Genomic DNA, 17,838 nt, shown 5'->3' on the forward strand with positions numbered 1-17,838 from the left:
CTTTTGCTTATCCTGTTGTGCCTAAGGTTTTTGCTGTCGTTGCTGCAGGATTTGTTCGCGCAAAATATCAGCGTGCCCGCAATGCTGTGCCAACTCCCGAAGTACGTGGAGTTGGACCCAGGCTAAGGGCAAGGGGCCGCGGCGATTACCTGGAAGAAGCGCATCATCGGTCAATTCTGCGCGAGCTGTACGGGACAACGAAATAGCATCGCGGTAACCGCGCTGGATCGATTCAATAGTGTCTTCAGCCTGCAGATTAAAGGATTGATCGGGTGTTTGCACAATTCCTAGGTCCGCTCGGGAAGCACCGCTGACAGCCTCGCCAAACCAGACCCGTTCCACAAAGACCGCGTGCTTTACCAAGCCAAGCAACGTGGTTTTGGAAGAGACCAGTCGCATTTTTGCTTCGGTTTCGCTTAGTCCATCGAGACATTCCAGAAGCATTTTCCGGTGTTGCTCAATGAATACGTCGGCTAGTTGGGCCGGATGCTGCGCGAAGTGGGCAGCGGAATCGGGAGTGGGCATGCTTTAGTTTGCGCGCTACAAAGGCTAGGGCGCAATGTCTACCTTCAGATTTTCCAAGCCCGAGCGAGCACATCCCAATGTTCTTGAGCCATCAGACTCACCGGAGTCACCGAGACGGCCACCGGGCCAGCGTCCGAGATAGCTTGCAGCGCGGCACTAAGTTGTTCTGGTGCCAGCGGCGAGTTTTGCGCCCAAAACCCTGTTGACATGACGAACCGTCCAGGTAATCTTTGCTGCAACGACCGGGCAAGCAGCCCAGCATATTCTGGGGTACTGGCATTGATGGAGAAGTAGTTCCATATGACGAGTCGATCCGCGGCTAAGAGCAAGGCTTCGTAGGCATGACCCGAAGCTGCCCGGTCACCGTCCGGGTTTGTCCAGGAGGCCCTGACATCCATATCCAGTAGTACTCCATGAGCCTGGGCGGCGGTTCTAATTCGAGTCAACAAGGTGGCTAATGCGGCCGAACGCCAGATTCCAAGACTGGGATGGGCGGCGTGTATGTCGCCGGTGGAGGTTCGTGGCCAGTCTTTCTTGCCACTGTGCTTGATGAAGGAACGTAAATCGGGGGTTCCGAAGGTGTAGTCGTCAAACATGAGCTCGGTCAACGAAATTCGGTTCGGCTTGTACCTGGCACAAATGTCACCCGCCAGCTGCACTAGCAGGTCTCCGGCTATACCGCTTTCTAAAGAACTCACGCTGGGAAAGTCATTGGATAGCTCACCTTGTGGATTAACACCGGCAATGCGAGGGTCAGCCGCGATATTTGCCGGACACAACGTGTCGATAGTCAAGGTGATCTCTGAATTACCAGTCAGTTCCGGTCGGAGCGCATCGATAGCTTCAGCAACGTAGTCTCGACCGCTGCCAGCCACACCATCGGCGGAGGCCTGCGGACGTGCCGCCCAGTTGAATGCGGTCCAATCGGTGCGCCCCACGCTGAGCGACAGAGAGGTGGCATTTACCCGACGAAGCTGGTGAGCATAGTGCTCCCAGCGCGGGGTATCGGTGACACTGTTTTCAAAGCCGAAACTTACCGCGCGTTCTGCTGGAAGCACAGGACGAGCAACGCAAGCGCTGGTAGCGCCCAATGCAACGCTGGCTGAAGCCAACGTCAAAAATTTACGGCGTGTGACCGAGTGAGCAAAGGACTTCGGCATTATTTTTGGTCCCCAAGATTTGAACTGATTTGAGCTACGGATAGATAGGTCAAGGAGTGCGGGAATCTGAATATTTCGGCGAATTACTGAGGCCCAAGCTCGTCTTCGGCGGCGTTTCACGCACTAGTGCAAATTCTAACTAGCCATGCTGTGGACAGGGGAGCCGTTCACGTTTGATAACGCGTGAAGTAATCGAGAAAAATTTAGTTGATGCGGAATAAGAACACCAAGAGTAGAGTTGAGTTAAGTACACTCAAGTTTATGGGTTCACCCTCAGAGAGAAAGGATTCGCGTGGACACCAAGCTCACCACCAAGAGCCAGGAGGCTCTATCTGCTTCCGGGATGAATGCTTCGACCGCGGGAAACCCGCAGATCGAACCAGCCCACCTTCTGAAGGCCTTGCTAGACCAGCGAGACTCTGTTGCCGTGGCACTACTGAAAACTGCAGGCCTAGACGTTGACGCGCTCTCGGTGAAAGCGAGTACGGCTATCAATGCCTTACCTGCCAATTCCGGATCCTCGGTGGCTCAAGCCCAATTCTCGCGTCAATTGCTCCAAGCGGTCAGCACCGCACAGGAGATCGCGAACAACATGGGGGACACCTATGTCTCCACCGAACACCTGCTGATCGCCTTAGCCTCCGACCAGACCAAGGCCGGCGAAGCGCTGCGTGAGTCCGGAGCTACCCGGGAATTGCTGATGGCAACGCTGCCCGCTATCCGTGGGGACCGCAAGGTTGATAACCCCAACCCAGAAGACACCTTCCAAGCCCTGGAAAAGTTCGGCACGGATATGACCGCGCTGGCTCGCTCGGGCAAACTCGATCCGGTGATCGGCCGCGATAAGGAAATTCGCCGCGTGGTCCAGGTACTCTCACGGCGCACCAAAAATAACCCGGTGCTCATCGGTGAGCCTGGAGTGGGCAAGACCGCCGTGGTTGAAGGACTCGCTCAGCGCATGATCGCCGGAGACGTGCCAGAGTCGCTGCGTGGAAAGACGTTAATCTCTTTGGACCTCGGAGCGATGATTGCCGGTGCGAAGTACCGCGGCGAGTTTGAAGAGCGCCTCAAGTCAGTACTCGAAGAGATCAAATCCTCGGACGGACAGATTGTCACGTTCATCGATGAGATTCATACCGTGGTGGGCGCGGGCGCTTCCGAAGGCGCTATGGATGCAGGCAATATGCTCAAGCCAATGCTTGCCCGTGGTGAACTGCGTCTGATCGGCGCCACCACGCTGGATGAATACCGCGAAAATATCGAAAAAGACCCGGCACTAGAGCGTCGCTTTGCGCAGGTCTACGTGGGGGAGCCAAGTGTGGATGACACGATCGCGATCCTGCGTGGGCTCAAAGAACGCTACGAAGCACACCACAAGGTGTCCATCGCCGACTCGGCACTCGTGGCTGCGTCTACGCTGTCCAACAGGTACATCTCCGGACGTCAGCTGCCGGACAAAGCCATTGACCTGGTCGATGAGGCGGCCAGCCGACTGCGCATGGAGATTGACTCGGCTCCCGAGGAAATCGATGAGCTGCGCCGTGAGGTGGACAGGCTGACCATGGAGGAGCTCGCGCTCGCTGGAGAGACCGACCCGGGATCTATTGAACGCCTCGATGCGCTACGCATGGATATGGCCGATAAGAAGGAAACCCTCGATGCGCTCAATGCCCAATGGGATGCGGAGAAGTCGGGGCTGAACCGCGTAGGTGACCTGAAGGTGAAACTCGACGAGCTGCGCTCGCAGGCCGAAAAGTTCCAACGTGAGGGTGATCTGGAAAATGCCTCACGGCTGCTCTACGGCGAGATTCCGACGCTGCAGGGCGAGCTTGAAGCGGCAGCCGAAGCTGAAGCAGGCAAGAGCCACGAACACACCATGGTGGCTGAAGAGGTGACCGCGGATGACATTGCCGAAGTTATCTCGGCATGGACCGGAATCCCCGCCGGACGGATGCTGCAAGGCGAAAGCCAAAAGCTGCTTCAGATGGAAACAATCATCGGTCAGCGTCTGGTGGGCCAGCAACAGGCGGTGACCGCTGTCTCCGATGCGGTGCGCCGAACCCGTGCGGGAATTTCGGATCCAGACCGGCCTACCGGCTCGTTCCTGTTCCTTGGACCTACCGGGGTGGGCAAGACGGAGCTGGCGAAGTCCCTGGCTGACTTCCTCTTTGATGATCCTCGTGCAATGGTGCGTATCGACATGTCCGAGTACGCGGAGAAGCATTCAGTTTCGCGGCTAGTCGGTGCGCCTCCGGGCTATGTCGGTCACGAAGAAGGAGGACAGCTGACCGAAGCGGTAAGGCGCCGTCCGTACTCGGTGATCTTGCTGGATGAAGTGGAAAAAGCGCACCCTGAGGTTTTCGACATCCTGTTGCAGGTGCTTGATGATGGGCGCTTGACCGATGGGCAGGGCCGAACCGTTGACTTCAGAAACACGATCTTGATCCTGACCTCCAATATGGGTTCCCAGTTCCTAGTGGATCCGAACCTGGAAGATAAGGACAAGAAGGCAGCCGTGATGAATGTGGTCAATGCGTCCTTCAAGCCAGAGTTCCTGAACCGTCTGGACGAGATCATCATGTTTGATCCGTTGAGCATCAATGAGCTGGGCAACATTGTGAAACTGCAGATTGATCTGCTCGCCGCACGGCTTTCCGAGCGTCGACTCAGTTTGGACGTTTCCGAAGCCGCCAGCGAATGGCTGGCCATGACCGGCTACGACCCGGCTTATGGCGCCAGGCCGCTTCGCCGCTTGGTACAGCGCGAAATTGGTGACCGGTTGGCGCGTCAGCTCCTGAGCGGAAATATTCAGGACGGGGATCGCGTACAGGTGGGCCTTGATCCTGAGGGAGACAAGCTCGTGGTCATGCGTGGAACCCGCGAAAGCGAGTAGCTGAAGGTTGCGCCGACGCGCTGATGGCCGGTGGAAATCCACCGGCCATCAGCATAAGTCAGTGGCGTAACTTAGCTTTCCTCATTATCGGGAAGTAGCGAGTTTCGAACATTTCCCTCGGTCAGACCCAGGAAGCAAGAGACCTGACGGTCACCCTGGGACCAGGTGCTCTCTGAGGGACGTGAGAAGTGGTAGGTCCAGGTGGAATCCAGACCGGCACTCGGGTCAAGCGATACTGATTTACACAGCGATTCGGACTCGGTAAGCAGCTCATTGGCGCCGGGGTATTTGTCGCCGGTCAGCTCGAAGGTTCCGATGAGCTGAGCATTATGCGAGGAATCGCAGGTAACAACCGTCTGTGGGGATAGTGGAGAATCAAAGCCGCGCAGGCAGTCGCCGAGCACTAACTGCTCCGGGGGCATCGAGGCGGCAATCACTCCGTCTAGGCCCGGGCTCTCATTTCGCTCTACCGTGTTCGCCTCTGGCGTAGCTGGTGTAATAAAGCGAAGTACAACGAAAACCACTGCGGCGCTCAAAGCTAAAACAGCAATGACAAGTAAAACCCACTGGCCGATTTGCCGCTTGGGCTTCTCCGGTTCCGGCTGTAGGGGCGGTAAAGCCGCCTGTGGCTCGGGTAGATCTTTTTCCACCACCTGTAGTGCTCCTTCAAGGATTGCCGAGGATATTTTGGGAGCAAGCTCACTAAATAGTCGTTGGACTAATCGACAGTCTAACGGGTCTGGCACGTGTTGCGTTCAGCGCTCGCCGTGGAATCGTGTTAACCTTTAATTACGAAAGAACTGATCACATATTCGGGGGCCTTCACCTTTTAGGTGGACCACCTTCCGACTCTACTGAAAAGAGGGGGTCACGCCATGGGGCGCGGCCGTCAAAAGGCTAAAGCACAGCGTCAAGCGCGAGATATTAAGTACTACTCGCCCTCGACTGACCTGACAGCACTCGAGCGAGAGCTGGGTATCAGGTCCGAACATCAGACCCCAAAACCGGTGCCTGTTGATTCTTCGTATGACGACGAATATTCGGAATACGACGAGCAGACGAAAAAGTACTCGGGAGACGACGACGCCGACTGAACATCGGCCAGTTAACCGAGAGTCTTTGGCTCGGGTGCCAGCCTTCATTTGAAGTGGTGCAGCTCTACAGTACATATTTACGACAAGCCGCAACGACTAAGCTAAATTAGCTTTAGGTCGCTGCGGCATTTGTCGTGTTCGGAACCCGCGAAAGGGCGCACACTAGTGAGTACACCCGAAGAGCTATCGATTCAGATGGCCCATCAATCGGCTATTCGTTCGATGCAACGCATCGTTGAGCAACAAGCGCAGCCGCATCCCAACGCAGAAGCTCGGGCCGGCGTACAGGCTCAGCTGGACCAGGGCAACGTCTTGGTGGTGACCGGTGCAGGAGTCTCCACAGATTCGGGCATTCCTGACTACCGCGGACCTAACGGTTCCCTGCAGCGTCACCGTCCGATGACCTATCAGGAGTTCAAATATCGGCCCGAGGCACGCCAACGCTACTGGGCCCGCGGCTTTGTTGGCTGGCGGCACATGTTTCAGGCCGAACCCAATGCGATCCACCACCGGCTAGTGCGTTGGGAAGAGGAAGGCCGAATCAGCGGCATCATCACCCAGAATGTTGATGGCCTGCACCAGCAGGCTGGCTCCAAGATGGTGATTCCCGTGCACGGGGACCTGTCGATAGTGCGTTGTCTGGATTGCGGGAAATCCGAGGACCGCCAGCATTTTGATGACCGGCTCCAAGAGCTGAACGTAGGCTATCTGGAGGCCGTAGACGTCGATCCTAGCGCCATCAACCCGGACGGTGACGTAGAACTGCCTCAGTACCTTGTTGAGCGCTTTGTGATGGGAAGCTGCCTGTATTGCGGCTCGCTGGCTTTGAAGCCGGACGTGGTGTACTTCGGGGAGAACGTGCCAGCCGAACGCAAGGCGCAAATTGCCAGACTTGAGGAGTCCTCGGATTCACTGCTGGTGCTTGGCTCATCACTGGCGGTAATGAGCGGCTATAAGATCCTGTTAAATTTTGTTAGGCGAGGCTTGCCTGTAGCGCTAGTGACCAACGGCCATGTGCGCGGCGAGGACAAAGCCACCTGGCGTTGGCGGGTACCGCTGGATGAAGCACTATCCCAACTGAGCTAGCGCTGGACGCCGAACTAGATTAAGCAAATGATGCGTCACACCTGAAACGGTGTGACGCATCATTTGATAGAGCTACAAGTTACTTGGCGTAGCTTCCGGTCAGCAGTACTGCGCCACCGTCAACGCCCTTGGCACCCTGTACGTAGTCCAAACCTGCCGAGCTAGCCGACGGGTCAAGCTTCTCTACCGAGCCCATGATCCAAGCGCCCATGCCAGCCTTGTTCAACAGTGCCACCGCGCGGTCAGCAACGCTCTGGTCCACTACTGCCACCATGCCCACGCCCAAGTTCAGGGTGCGTTCAAGGTCAGGCAACGGAACGTTGCCGAGGGTAGCAATCGTGGAGAAGACCGCTGGAAGCGACCAGGTGGAGCGATCCACGCGGGCCATGAGGCCCTGGGGGAGTACACGAGCCAAGTTAGCTGCCAGACCGCCACCGGTGACGTGGCTGAAACCGTGAACCCCGAAGTCTTCTCCGGTATTCAATTCATCAATCAAGTCCAAGCAGGCCGTGGTGTAAATGCGGGTCGGAACCAGAAGTTCCTCGCCCAAGGTGCGGCCGAACTCGGCGACCTCACGCTCTAGTTCCCACTTAGCATGTGCGATCACGCGGCGCACCAGCGAGTAGCCGTTGGAGTGGATGCCGGAGGAAGCCATGCCGATGACCACGTCGCCGGCCAGCACACGTTCTGGGCCGAGCAGCTGATCTGCCTCGATAACACCGGTGGCGGCGCCTGCCACGTCATATTCGTCTTCGGCCAGCAAGCCTGGGTGCTCGGCGGTTTCGCCACCAACCAATGCGGTGCCCGCAAGCTTGCAACCCTCGGCGATACCGCGCACGATATCGGCGATACGCTCTGGAACTACCTTGCCGGTAGCGATGTAATCGGTCATGAACAGCGGCTTCGCGCCAACCACTACGATGTCATCTACCACCATGCCGACCAGGTCCTGGCCGATGGTGTCGTGGATATCCAGCTTCTGGGCGATAGCCACCTTGGTACCCACACCATCAGTGGAGGTCGCGAGGTAAGGCTTCTTGTATCCGGTCAGGAAGGAAACATCGAATAGGCCGGCGAAACCGCCGACCCCGCCGACTACTCCGGAAGTGTGCGTGGCCTTGATGGCGCCCTTCATCAGTTCAACGGCGCGGTCACCGGCCTCGACGTCGACACCGGCTCCGGCGTACGTGATGGAGGTGGGCTGCTCTTGCGTGCCGCTCATGGCAGATGGGTCCTTTTCTGTCGTGAACACCGAGGTAACGGTGCCGCTTGCAACGAGGTAGTAGTGAGGTGGCTAGTTACAGGGAAGATTCGAGTTCGGCATCCGGGCCCGGCTCGCAGCCGCCCTGGTTGCTCTTCTCCAGCAGGTTCTTCCCGCGGCGCTCTTCGCCTGGCAGCGCAATCGGGTAGTCTCCGGTAAAGCACGCGGTGCATAGCTTCTCGCGAGGCTGCAAGGTCGCACCGATCATGCCTTCCTCGGAAATGTATGCCAAAGAATCCGCGCCGATGGACTTACCGATCTCATCCACGGCAGCACCATTGGCAATCAGTTCCGCACGGGTGGCGAAATCGATGCCGTAGAAGCAAGGCCACTTCACCGGTGGTGAAGAGATCTTCACATGTACCTCGGCGGCACCGGCTTCGCGCAACATCCGCACTACCGCGCGCTGGGTATTCCCGCGCACAATCGAATCGTCCACCACAACCACGCGCTTGCCGCGCAGCACGGTTTCCAGGGCATTAAGTTTCAACTTGATACCCAGCTGGCGCAAGGTCTGCGAGGGCTGGATGAAGGTGCGGCCCACATAAGCGTTCTTGACGAAACCATGAGTGAAAGGAATCCCTGATTCCTCGGCGTAACCAATGGCTGCAGGAGTACCGGATTCCGGGACCGGGATGACAATATCTGCATCCGCACTGTTCTCGCGGGCCAGCTGACGGCCCATTTCTACGCGGGCTTCATATACTGAGCGGCCAGCAATGGAAGCATCCGGGCGGGCAAGGTACACGTATTCGAAGACGCAACCCTTCGGGGTGGCTTCGGCGAAGCGGGTGGAACGCACACCGCTTTCGTCGATAGCGATCAGTTCGCCGGGCTCAATTTCACGGATGAATGAGGCGCCGACGGTAGCAAGTCCGGGCTGCTCGGAGGCAACAACCCAGCCACGGTCCAAACGGCCGAGAACCAGCGGGCGGACCCCGTGCGGGTCGCGGGCGGCATACATGGTGTTTTCATCCATGAAGACAAAGCAGAATGCGCCTTCAATCTTCGGCAGCAACTCCAACGCGGTCTCTTCCAAGGACTGGCCTTCGGAACCGGCAAGCAACGCGGTGACCAGCGCGGTGTCGGTGGTGTTGCCCTGAGCGATTTCACCGCGGACCTTACCCCCGTCGGCCAGCTGCTTAGCTTCAACCATCTCGGCTAGCTGCGCCGAGTTGGTGAGGTTGCCGTTATGAGCCAGAGCGACGGTGCCGGTCTGAGTTGGGCCCAAGGTTGGCTGGGCGTTGGCCCAGTGGCTTGCACCGGTGGTCGAATAACGGCAGTGACCTACGGATAAGTGGCCGGACATCGAGTTCAAGGTGTTTTCATCAAAGACCTGGGAGACTAAGCCCATGTCTTTGTAGACGTTGATTCGCGAGCCATCGCTGGTGGCAATACCTGCGGACTCTTGTCCACGGTGTTGCAGGGCGTAGAGCCCGTAATAAGTTAGTTTTGCAACATCTTCGCCAGGTGCCCAAACACCAAAGACTCCGCATTCGTCCTGCGGGCCCTTTTCGTTGGGAAGCAAGTCATGATTAAGTAGTCCATCGCCACGCGCCATGTCAATATTCTCTCATGTATCTATTGGTCGTCTTCGACCGCTTATGTGGTGAGTGACGACCAGGTGCGCGGCCGCCACATGCCTTCCTGGGAAGGGGAGGGCGCCTAGCCTTGTTGCTCGCTGGTGGTATCCCCGGCCAGGGGCACCGCCAGTTTTTGGGTGGTCTTACGCGAAGTCACGCGGTCGATAATTACATAGGCAAGTGCGCCCAACCCAATGCCAAGTCCTGCACAAAACATGGCGAAGAATCCGATAGCCGAACCTACGGTGTAATCCATTGAAGGTTCACCAAGGAAGCCGATGATTGCACCGATCAGAGCACCGAGGACGGCGCCGGTCAGTACGAATGGCCAGAAACGTGGTGCCGCATGAACCAGCACGGGAACTGGCTGATCAGCGGATGACGGGGTGGCGGGGTGTTGCTCCATGCTTTAAGGGTACTCAATTAGCGGCAGATGTGCCGACAAGTCTGCCCTTAGTCCCGAGGCATGCAATTGGCCCGATTGCACGGCGGCGGCCCAGTTCGTTTGCCCGGTGACTAGCGATAGCCATAATTCAGCAGGCATTTCGACCACATTCGGAGGGGTCCCGCGGGTATGCCGAGGACCTTCAATGCATTGGGTCACACCAAAGGGTGGGATGCGCACTTCAACCGAGTTTCCCTCGGCCCGCGAAGCGAGTTCCTCTAACGTGAAACGTACCGCTGTAGCCAGGGTGGAACGCCCTGTTTTCCCTTGAGATTCAGCGGTTTGAGCCCACTCGCGTAATGCCGAGCGACCAGTGGGTTCATCAATTCTTCTTTTGATCGCCATAGCCTTAGATCTGCTTCCTTCGATGACGTGGAAATGTCATATTTCGCGCTGTTCTTATTTTGGTAGGAGTGAAGATCGCCTGATTATTTCATGGCGAACCTAGCAACGTAAGCAACTGACCAGGGTAGCGAACGGTTATCCGTTCATCCAATGTAAAGAGGTTGACGGCGCAGGGCTAATATCAGAGCGGCGACAATACCGGTAGCGATTATGCATATCCCCATCCAAGCCTGGGGATGCGATTCCATGATCCATGCCCAAGGGTAGAACGAGGCTTCTTTATTCCGAGCAAAAGCAGATGCGAATACTACATAGCCGACTGGGACCACGGTAGCTGCGGCAAATAGGCCAAATAATCTGCCTAATACCCAAAGCGCCAAAAGGCCTGCCAGATCGCGTCCATACAACGCGCCCGGCATAACCATTCCCTGATTAGTGAGAGCCCCGACGCCAGAGCACAGCAACGTTGACAGCAAAGCCAGAATAATGACGAAAACAGCCGAATGGGCCCAGATGTTTCTTACCGACGCGTGCATCCAACGTCGCTCGGCTCCAGTCACGCAAGCTCCAAGGATGACACAGAGCAATAGCGCTGGTATCACTGGAGCTGGCATCTGAGTGGGCATCGTCAGCGAGCCTAGGAAGGGAATGGAAATTAGCTTTTGCCCGTAAAATCCGGCTCCCACACCACAAATCATGGTCGCGAATAAGCAAGTCAGCCCCTGACGCGTACGGAACACGGAAGTCATGAATCTTTCCCAGGCTTTGCTGGAACTTCGCACCGAGCCAGACTGCCATACGCTCCCAACGCCCAGGTTTGTTGCTGGTCCCTGTTCAATGACGCGAGGGGTTGCTCCAACCCAACCGATGGGATTCCAAGAACTTGCTCTTGGGCGTACCCCGTGCTCCATTCTTGCAGGAGCTGGATCATAGCGAATTGCTGGTCGAAGTCATCACTATCGCATAAGTGATTAGCCAGCGCAGAGGCATACGAACTGGCCGCCGCATAGACCACTTGCTCATCGGTATAGCTTGGTTCAAAAGCAGTCAGTAGTACTCCGTCTTCTTCCACCGTTGGATCGGTATCCATTGAAGCAGTGACTCGTTGTGGTTCTGGGAAACCGATTTTGGTCAGGGAAGAGATGCTCTGGGCAACCAGCATCCGTCGGTCCCCGCCAGAGAGCTGCACCCGGTTCAAGCAGACTTGCGGTCGCGTATTCGAGCATTCGAATTGCTCGTCACTCATAGCCACCGCCGGAATACCTTCTAGATCTTTTCCCAGCCATAAGCCCGTAGAGACCGACGCCAGAATTAATAATGCTCCGGTGGCTCTGTGTCCTGAAGACAGCGCCGCAGAGTTGCGTTTTTTCTCCAGCGGACGATTAGTGCCCGCGAGAAAAATAAAACCTGTCGTAGCCAGTGCTGAGAACACGATCAGTGCCCATATCGCATGGAAATTAATATTCTGTGCTGCCATGCAGCAACCATTAAGAGTCATCCCCGACAGGTAATGCAGAGGGAAAAAACTGGTGGTTCCGGTGAATGCAAGAAATACGTAGCTACCCACCAAAGCCAGGGGAATCGAAAAACGACCGTGGAACCATTGGCCTAGAAAGTTGCCGAACGCAGCATGAGCGGTGATGGCGAGCACATAACCTAATAAGATCAACGCATCACTCAGCTGCGGGATGACTTTGGAGTTCAGCAAAAGAATGATGGCACTTGTGAACTGGACAATGACTCCAGCGGTCACGCTAGGCCACAGACGGAAGAACACGCGCTCGAAGTAATTCCGAGACGCGGCATCGAGTACACCGCGGCTTAAGTGCTCCCTGCTGGACTCAACAGCTGAGCTCACCGAAGAAAGTAAACAGGAAAAAAGTAACGTCGTGGATGCAGCAGCTACCGCGGCTTGCGAACTACCCCGCACCGATTCCATCTCGGTGTAGCTGAATAAATAAATCAGGGCCACTACTAAGAACAGCGGTAGTAGCCAGACGGAGGGTCGTTTTGCCAATGGGTACATTAGTTTTCCCTGTCCACGAGTCGTCCATAAGCTGACCGGATCTTATCGCGAGGGTCAGTTTCAGGTTCTCCCATCGCCATGAATTCGACTACAGAGCCGTGGAATTTTTGCTGTCCTTTGTCTAAGACGCATATTCGATCGAAAGTACCATCGATGTCTTCAGTTTGGTGCGTCGAGACCAATACGATCTTTCCCGGATCGATTCCTTGCAAGATGGTCTGGAATCTATCGCGTTGATTCGGATCTAGGCCCGCTGTGGGCTCGTCAAGCAAAATCACTTTCGCATCATGGGCTAGAGCTCCGGCTAGCCCGAGTCGCCGCTGTTGACCGCCAGAAAGTGCCGTGGCCTTGCTCTGCGCCATTTCTGTAAGTCCGACCTGGCTGATCGCAGCCGGAGCGCGGCGTTTGGCTTCGCGGCGGGATGCTCCATTCAGCCATGCGCTGTAGGCGACGTGCTCCTCTACCGTCAGTCCGCCGACAGGAACAAAATCTTGCGGTAGCCAGGAAATCTGTTGCCGATACTTGCGTAAATTAGTAGCAGTTACAGAACCGTCAGAATCGTTCAAGGCGATGAGTCCGGACTTGTGACGGAGGACCGTTGCGAGCAAGGCAATGAGCGTGGATTTTCCAGCCCCGTTTGGGCCAAGAAGCGCCGTACGGCCCGGACCAAAAACTACATTGAGGTTCTCTAACAATACGGCGCCACGAGGGTAGGAGAAGGAAAGGTTCTCCATGGATAAAGTCGACATACGTTGAGTTGGGGTTCCTTTTGCTGGGTAGCTTTCACTGGGAAAGCCCAAAGGCCGTCGTGAGGCCAAATGTCACGGCAAGAAAAATAGATTGATGCATCAGACAAACCGAGAAAATGCTGTTGTTTTTCGTCAGAGTTGTCGGTGCAAACGGATTAGATACTTCTGCAGACGAACTCCTTGGCGAATCGTAATTATCCTAGACTCGGATCATTAAAATGACTAACCGGAAGGGTGTTCGCAACTACTATCAAGCAAAAAATGTAAGTTCTTGGTAAGGCATCTATTTAGCGATTGCGCGGAAATATTCATCTTCCGCCTCAATGCAGGAGTTATCATTTTTCCGAAAAGCGGTGTCGTGGGGCGTTGAAGTGATAGTGGCGCTAAGGGAGCACGCGCGAGGTTTCTCATACGTGGTTGTCTAGTTTTCCTGAACGTGAGAACGCGAAGTTGATTACTGCTGATTCGAGCACAGGTATCAGCACGGGCTTACTGTAAAGTCGGTGGCGATATCGAAAGCTTGGGTTTGGGATTCACTCAGATTCGCTTGCGCCGATCTTCCATGAGTCACTGACCGGCATAGTGAATCTGCGCCGCGAGTGCGCCCGCGGTGGCGTTTGCCGGCGCCAGTCTAGAAGACAATTCTTTCAGTTTCTGCGGTGTGAGGGCACCATGTTTGGCAAGCAGCCCAAGAGCCAGCCGATCCGTTCCACGCGATGCGCCATCCAGCATCTTAACCACCACGCTCACCCCTTGATCGGTGCTCATGCCCAGCACGCCTTCGGCACCCAACTTGGCAATAATCCCTGTGGATTCATTCACTATGGTGTTCGGGCTTCCGGGACCGCGTACCGCCCAAGGATGTTCGCGCATCGCGTGGGCGACGGCACGGACATGCTGATCGCTGCTGGTACTGAGATTTTTGAATCCCTTGGCTAAGGAATGCAAGGACATTTGGGGTGCCGGAGCACCGCACCCATCCACGCCCACAAAAGTGACCGGACCGCAGAATTCTTCAATTGCTTCCAACGCGTACTGCTGTACCGGATGCTCAAGACTCAGATACGTTTCCACCGGCTCTCCGAGCGATACCGCGGCGGCAAGAAACGCCGCATGCTTACCCGAACAGTTGAACGCCAATTTGTTCTTGCTGCGCCCATCAATGATCATTTCGGTTCTGCTGGCGGAATCGCCTGGCCAAGAAGCCGGACACTGCAAATGATCTTCGCCCAAGTTCACCGAGGCGAGCACGCTGTGCGCCAACTGCTGATGTCTGGCGGTACCCAGGTGGCTGGCGCAAGCCAAGGCAAGTTGGGCGGAGTTCAGAACCGCCCCGGCGCGCAGAGAACCGATAGCTTGAAAAGGTTTCAGTGCTGAGCGCGGAAAGATCAGCGCCTGCGGATCGCCGAGGGTTTCGAGTGCTTCTCCCGAAGCGTCCAGCACCACCGCGGCGCCATAGTGTCTGGATTCAACGACCGAATTACGGGTCACCCGAAGAAGCTCTGTGCAGTGTGTGATGTCTATCGCCGAAGCCATAAGGCTCAGTCTAAACGGTGCATAGAGCAGCTCAAATATCAGGAAACCATAGAAGGTCGAAGATAGATTATGACTTGTAAGAAGTGTTCATTGACCGGTCATAGAGCAATAACCTGGCACTAATCTCCGGTAAACTCGGCGGGGTGAAGGTACTGGTTATTGGCCCAGGCGGCCGTGAGCATGCAATTGTCCGTGCACTGAGTGCAGACCCCTACGTCAATGAGGTTCATTGCGCTCCCGGTAACGCCGGTATCGCACAGGACGTCACCACCCACAATATCGATGCGCAAGACCCGCAAGCGGTGCTGGCGCTGGCAAAAGAACTGGCTAGCGAGTTAGTGATCGTTGGCCCCGAGGCGCCTTTGGCCGCTGGTGTTGCCGATGCGCTGATCGAGGCAGGTATCCCCGTCTTCGGCCCAACTCAGGCCGCTGCCCAGCTGGAGGCATCCAAGGCATTCGCCAAGGACGTGATGGCCGCCGCACAGGTGCCCACCGCGATGGCGCATGTGGCTACCAACTCCGCCGAAGCAGCCTCCGCGCTTGACGACTTTGGCGCACCCTACGTGGTCAAAGACGACGGACTGGCCGCCGGAAAGGGTGTTGTGGTCACCAACGACCGCGCCGAAGCCCTAGCCCACGCCGAAGTCTGCTTTGCTGCCGGCGGTACCGTGGTCATCGAAGAATTCTTGGATGGCCCGGAAGTTTCACTCTTCGTCATTTGCGACGGTAAGCACGCGGTGCCTTTGGCACCGGCGCAGGACTTCAAACGAATCTTCGACAATGATCAGGGACCCAATACCGGTGGTATGGGCGCCTACTCACCGCTTGAATGGCTGCCCGAAACATTCGTCGACGAGGTCATGGACCGCGTCGCCTATCCAACTTTGCGCGAAATGGAAAAGCGCGGCACCCCGTTCACCGGTGTGCTGTACTGCGGCCTTGCCATAACCAAGCGTGGCATCCGCGTGATCGAGTTTAACGCTCGCTTCGGTGATCCTGAGACTCAAGCGGTGTTAGCTCGTCTGAAGACTCCTTTGGGCGGCATCCTGCTAGCTGCAGCGAACGGAACATTGGATGACGCCGAACAGCTGCGCTGGTCTGCGCAGACCGCAGTAGACGTTGTCATTGCCGCAGAGAACTATCCTGACTCCCCGGTGAAGGGCGAAATAATTCACGGGCTTGAACAGGCCAATGCGGTTCCTAACGTCCATGTCATGCATGCTGGCACCAGCGCCGATGCTGATGGCAACATCATCGTGTCCGGTGGACGTGTTCTGGCCGTCGTTGCCCTGGGTGATGATCTGTCCAGTGCGCGGGCTAGCGCCTATGCCGGTGTGGCTAAGATCAGTTGGCCTGGAGCGCAGTCGCGCAGCGACATTGCGTTGAAGGCCGAACGTGGAGAAATCCTAACGAATGAGGAAAGCAAGTAATGGCAGGATTTCAGACAGAAACACTTTCCTTAGAAGGTTGGGACCATTTCTACTCCGGTAAGGTCCGCGACCTCTACCTACCATCAGGTGTCAGCTTTGCAGACTCGGACCGGGTGCTAGTTGTCGCCTCGGACCGAATCAGTGCTTATGATTTTGTGCTGACCAGCGAGATCCCCGATAAGGGCAAGGTACTGACCCAGCTCAGTCTGTGGTGGTTCAATCAGCTCAGTGATTTCGCCAATCACGTGATATCCACCGACGTACCAGAGGCAGTTGCCGGACGTGCGATGGTGTGCAAAAAGCTTGAGATGTATCCCATTGAGTGCATCGCCCGTGGCTACCTGACCGGCTCTGGATTGGCCGAGTACAAGGTTTCCTCCACGGTGTGCGCCTTGCCGCTGCCAGCGGGACTAGTTGATGGTTCACGGTTGCAGCCAGCGTTGTTCACCCCTTCGGCTAAGGCCGAAGTAGGGGAACACGACGAGAATATTTCCTTTGAGCAGACCGTGGAGCGCGTTGGTCTGGACGTCTCCGAAGCACTGCGGGAAAAGACCGTTGCACTTTATGAGCGTGCCGAAAATATCGCTCGTGAACGCGGCATCATCTTGGCCGATACGAAGGTCGAATTTGGTTTGGACCCTGCGACGGGGGACATTACCTTGGGCGACGAGGTGCTCACCCCGGACTCCTCACGTTTCTGGGATGCGCAGTCTTATGAACCCGGCAAGGCTCAAGATAGTTTTGATAAGCAGTTCGTCCGTGACTGGTTGTCCTCGGCAGAATCCGGGTGGGACAAGAATTCCGGGCAGCAGCCTCCGGCGTTGCCGGCAGATATTATCGAAAAGACTCGTACACGCTACATCGAAGCATATGAGCGATTGACCGGGCAGAAGTACTCCGCCTAATCGATCCAAAAATAGGCCGGGGTGAAGAAAACTCTTTCTTCGCCCCGGCCTATTTTACGCCCATTTACTGTACGTCTGTAGCTTCCTTGCGTACGAAGTAGATCACGTAGCTGTAGCTCAATTCCGTGGCCTGAGGATGCTCGGCGATCCACTCGTGTGCCAGCTGCGCAGGGAATTCAATGTGCAGGACACTGGCAAGGTCCTCGACAGAATCAAACTTCCAGCTGCTCATCACCTCATGCCTTGTGGCACCTTGGTCTTCCCACCAGCCTCTGGTGTAGTTTGACTCGCCTTGTGCCGCCGCCCAGGGGCTACTTTGCAGCAGTGATGCGAATTCACCTTGCTGGTGATCGTTATCGATGACCAGCAAGGAACCACCGGGCCGTAGCACTCGCAGTGCTTCGGTAACTCCCGCCGAACAATCGTTCGTGCTTGACGGGAAAAAATACGCAAAACGAGCATGAATCACGTCGAGGCTATCATCGGCAAACGGAAGATGCTCGGCGGAACCTTGATGCACTTGGATGCGCGCACTACGTGCACGTGCCGCTTCAAGTAAGTTAACATCTGGCTCTACGCCGATGACGGTTCCAGCACCGCTGAGGTACTTCGGTAACCAATAGCCAGTCCCGCAACCAAGATCCAACAGAACTTTGCCATCCCAAGGCGCAAGAGCTTGAAGCCGTGTGAAAAGCGCTCCGCTTCGATCCATTGCGTTGTTTTCAATTTCATAGACTTCCGGATGCAAGCCCTGATTCGGGGCCTGAACAAAGTCGCTGAGTTCGCCAGTCATCGTCTAC

17 protein-coding genes are annotated in these 17,838 nt (G+C 56.2%); 5 read left to right on the top strand and 12 right to left on the bottom strand.

All coding sequences use genetic code 11. The features are described 5' to 3' along the window. Positions 1-21 precede the first annotated feature (21 nt). Both VJ369_RS12165 and VJ369_RS12170 read right to left on the bottom strand, forming a co-directional pair. Entirely contained in the window at positions 22-525 is a 504-nt protein-coding gene (locus tag VJ369_RS12165; protein ID WP_324092338.1) for a DinB family protein, read from the bottom strand. Between the two features lie 44 nt (positions 526-569). After that, positions 570-1,685 (bottom strand): hypothetical protein, encoded by a 1,116-nt coding sequence (locus VJ369_RS12170; protein WP_324092339.1) that lies wholly within the window; start codon positions 1,683-1,685, stop codon positions 570-572. A gap of 292 nt (positions 1,686-1,977) precedes the next feature. Between VJ369_RS12170 and clpB the strand changes: the two genes are divergently transcribed. Then, positions 1,978-4,578 (top strand): ATP-dependent chaperone ClpB, encoded by a 2,601-nt coding sequence (clpB, locus tag VJ369_RS12175; RefSeq protein WP_324092340.1) that lies wholly within the window; start codon positions 1,978-1,980, stop codon positions 4,576-4,578. A 71-nt stretch (positions 4,579-4,649) separates the two neighbouring features. On the opposite strand, the gene VJ369_RS12180 is transcribed toward clpB, so the two are convergent. After that, on the bottom strand, positions 4,650-5,228 hold the full coding sequence (locus VJ369_RS12180) for a septum formation family protein (protein WP_324092341.1): 579 nt from the start codon (positions 5,226-5,228) through the stop codon (positions 4,650-4,652). A 225-nt stretch (positions 5,229-5,453) separates the two neighbouring features. Here VJ369_RS12180 and VJ369_RS12185 point away from each other — a divergent pair, with 225 nt between their 5' ends. Together VJ369_RS12185 and VJ369_RS12190 are read left to right on the top strand one after the other, a co-directional pair. Beyond that, the gene (locus VJ369_RS12185) at positions 5,454-5,672 is read left to right on the top strand and encodes a DUF3073 domain-containing protein (RefSeq protein WP_105675797.1); all 219 of its coding nucleotides are present in this window, start codon (positions 5,454-5,456) and stop codon (positions 5,670-5,672) included. Positions 5,673-5,867: 195 nt separating this feature from the next. Then, a complete protein-coding gene (locus VJ369_RS12190; RefSeq protein ID WP_414652658.1) occupies positions 5,868-6,758 on the top strand; it encodes a Sir2 family NAD-dependent protein deacetylase in 891 nt (296 codons plus the stop codon). Positions 6,759-6,837: 79 nt separating this feature from the next. On the opposite strand, the gene purM is transcribed toward VJ369_RS12190, so the two are convergent. From purM to VJ369_RS12230, 8 genes are all read right to left on the bottom strand, one after another. Then, entirely contained in the window at positions 6,838-7,980 is a 1,143-nt protein-coding gene (gene purM, locus VJ369_RS12195; protein ID WP_324092343.1) for a phosphoribosylformylglycinamidine cyclo-ligase, read from the bottom strand. Between the two features lie 76 nt (positions 7,981-8,056). Next, positions 8,057-9,580, bottom strand: coding sequence for an amidophosphoribosyltransferase (purF, locus tag VJ369_RS12200; protein WP_324092344.1), 1,524 nt, complete (start codon positions 9,578-9,580; stop codon positions 8,057-8,059). 104 nt (positions 9,581-9,684) lie between these two features. Then, positions 9,685-10,008 carry a hypothetical protein gene (locus VJ369_RS12205; protein ID WP_324092345.1) on the bottom strand — a complete coding sequence of 108 codons (324 nt, stop codon included), beginning with the start codon at positions 10,006-10,008 and terminating at the stop codon, positions 9,685-9,687. A gap of 3 nt (positions 10,009-10,011) precedes the next feature. Next, complete coding sequence (locus VJ369_RS12210; RefSeq protein WP_324092346.1) at positions 10,012-10,392, bottom strand: sterol carrier family protein; 381 nt, start codon at positions 10,390-10,392, stop codon at positions 10,012-10,014. 143 nt (positions 10,393-10,535) lie between these two features. After that, positions 10,536-11,141, bottom strand: a complete 606-nt coding sequence (locus VJ369_RS12215; protein ID WP_324092347.1) for a hypothetical protein — start codon at positions 11,139-11,141, stop codon at positions 10,536-10,538. Continuing rightward, positions 11,138-12,418 carry a hypothetical protein gene (locus VJ369_RS12220; protein ID WP_324092348.1) on the bottom strand — a complete coding sequence of 427 codons (1,281 nt, stop codon included), beginning with the start codon at positions 12,416-12,418 and terminating at the stop codon, positions 11,138-11,140. The genes VJ369_RS12215 and VJ369_RS12220 overlap by 4 nt, the downstream gene beginning before the upstream one ends. Then, positions 12,418-13,167 carry an ATP-binding cassette domain-containing protein gene (locus tag VJ369_RS12225; RefSeq protein WP_324092349.1) on the bottom strand — a complete coding sequence of 250 codons (750 nt, stop codon included), beginning with the start codon at positions 13,165-13,167 and terminating at the stop codon, positions 12,418-12,420. Before VJ369_RS12225 ends, VJ369_RS12220 begins: the two co-directional genes overlap by 1 nt. Positions 13,168-13,734: 567 nt before the next feature. Then, entirely contained in the window at positions 13,735-14,658 is a 924-nt protein-coding gene (locus tag VJ369_RS12230) for an asparaginase (RefSeq protein ID WP_324092350.1), read from the bottom strand. Positions 14,659-14,846: 188 nt separating this feature from the next. On the opposite strand from VJ369_RS12230, the gene purD reads away from it, so the two are divergent. Then, positions 14,847-16,133, top strand: coding sequence for a phosphoribosylamine--glycine ligase (gene purD / locus VJ369_RS12235; RefSeq protein ID WP_324092351.1), 1,287 nt, complete (start codon positions 14,847-14,849; stop codon positions 16,131-16,133). Continuing rightward, positions 16,133-17,038 carry a phosphoribosylaminoimidazolesuccinocarboxamide synthase gene (locus VJ369_RS12240; protein ID WP_324092352.1) on the top strand — a complete coding sequence of 302 codons (906 nt, stop codon included), beginning with the start codon at positions 16,133-16,135 and terminating at the stop codon, positions 17,036-17,038. The genes purD and VJ369_RS12240 overlap by 1 nt, the downstream gene beginning before the upstream one ends. 64 nt (positions 17,039-17,102) lie before the next feature. Here the strand turns inward: VJ369_RS12240 and VJ369_RS12245 are convergent, their stop codons facing one another. After that, a complete protein-coding gene (locus tag VJ369_RS12245; protein ID WP_324092353.1) occupies positions 17,103-17,831 on the bottom strand; it encodes a class I SAM-dependent methyltransferase in 729 nt (242 codons plus the stop codon). Positions 17,832-17,838: the final 7 nt, after the last annotated feature.

Source organism: Glutamicibacter sp., from assembly GCF_035257265.1.
GTDB lineage: Bacteria > Actinomycetota > Actinomycetes > Actinomycetales > Micrococcaceae > Glutamicibacter.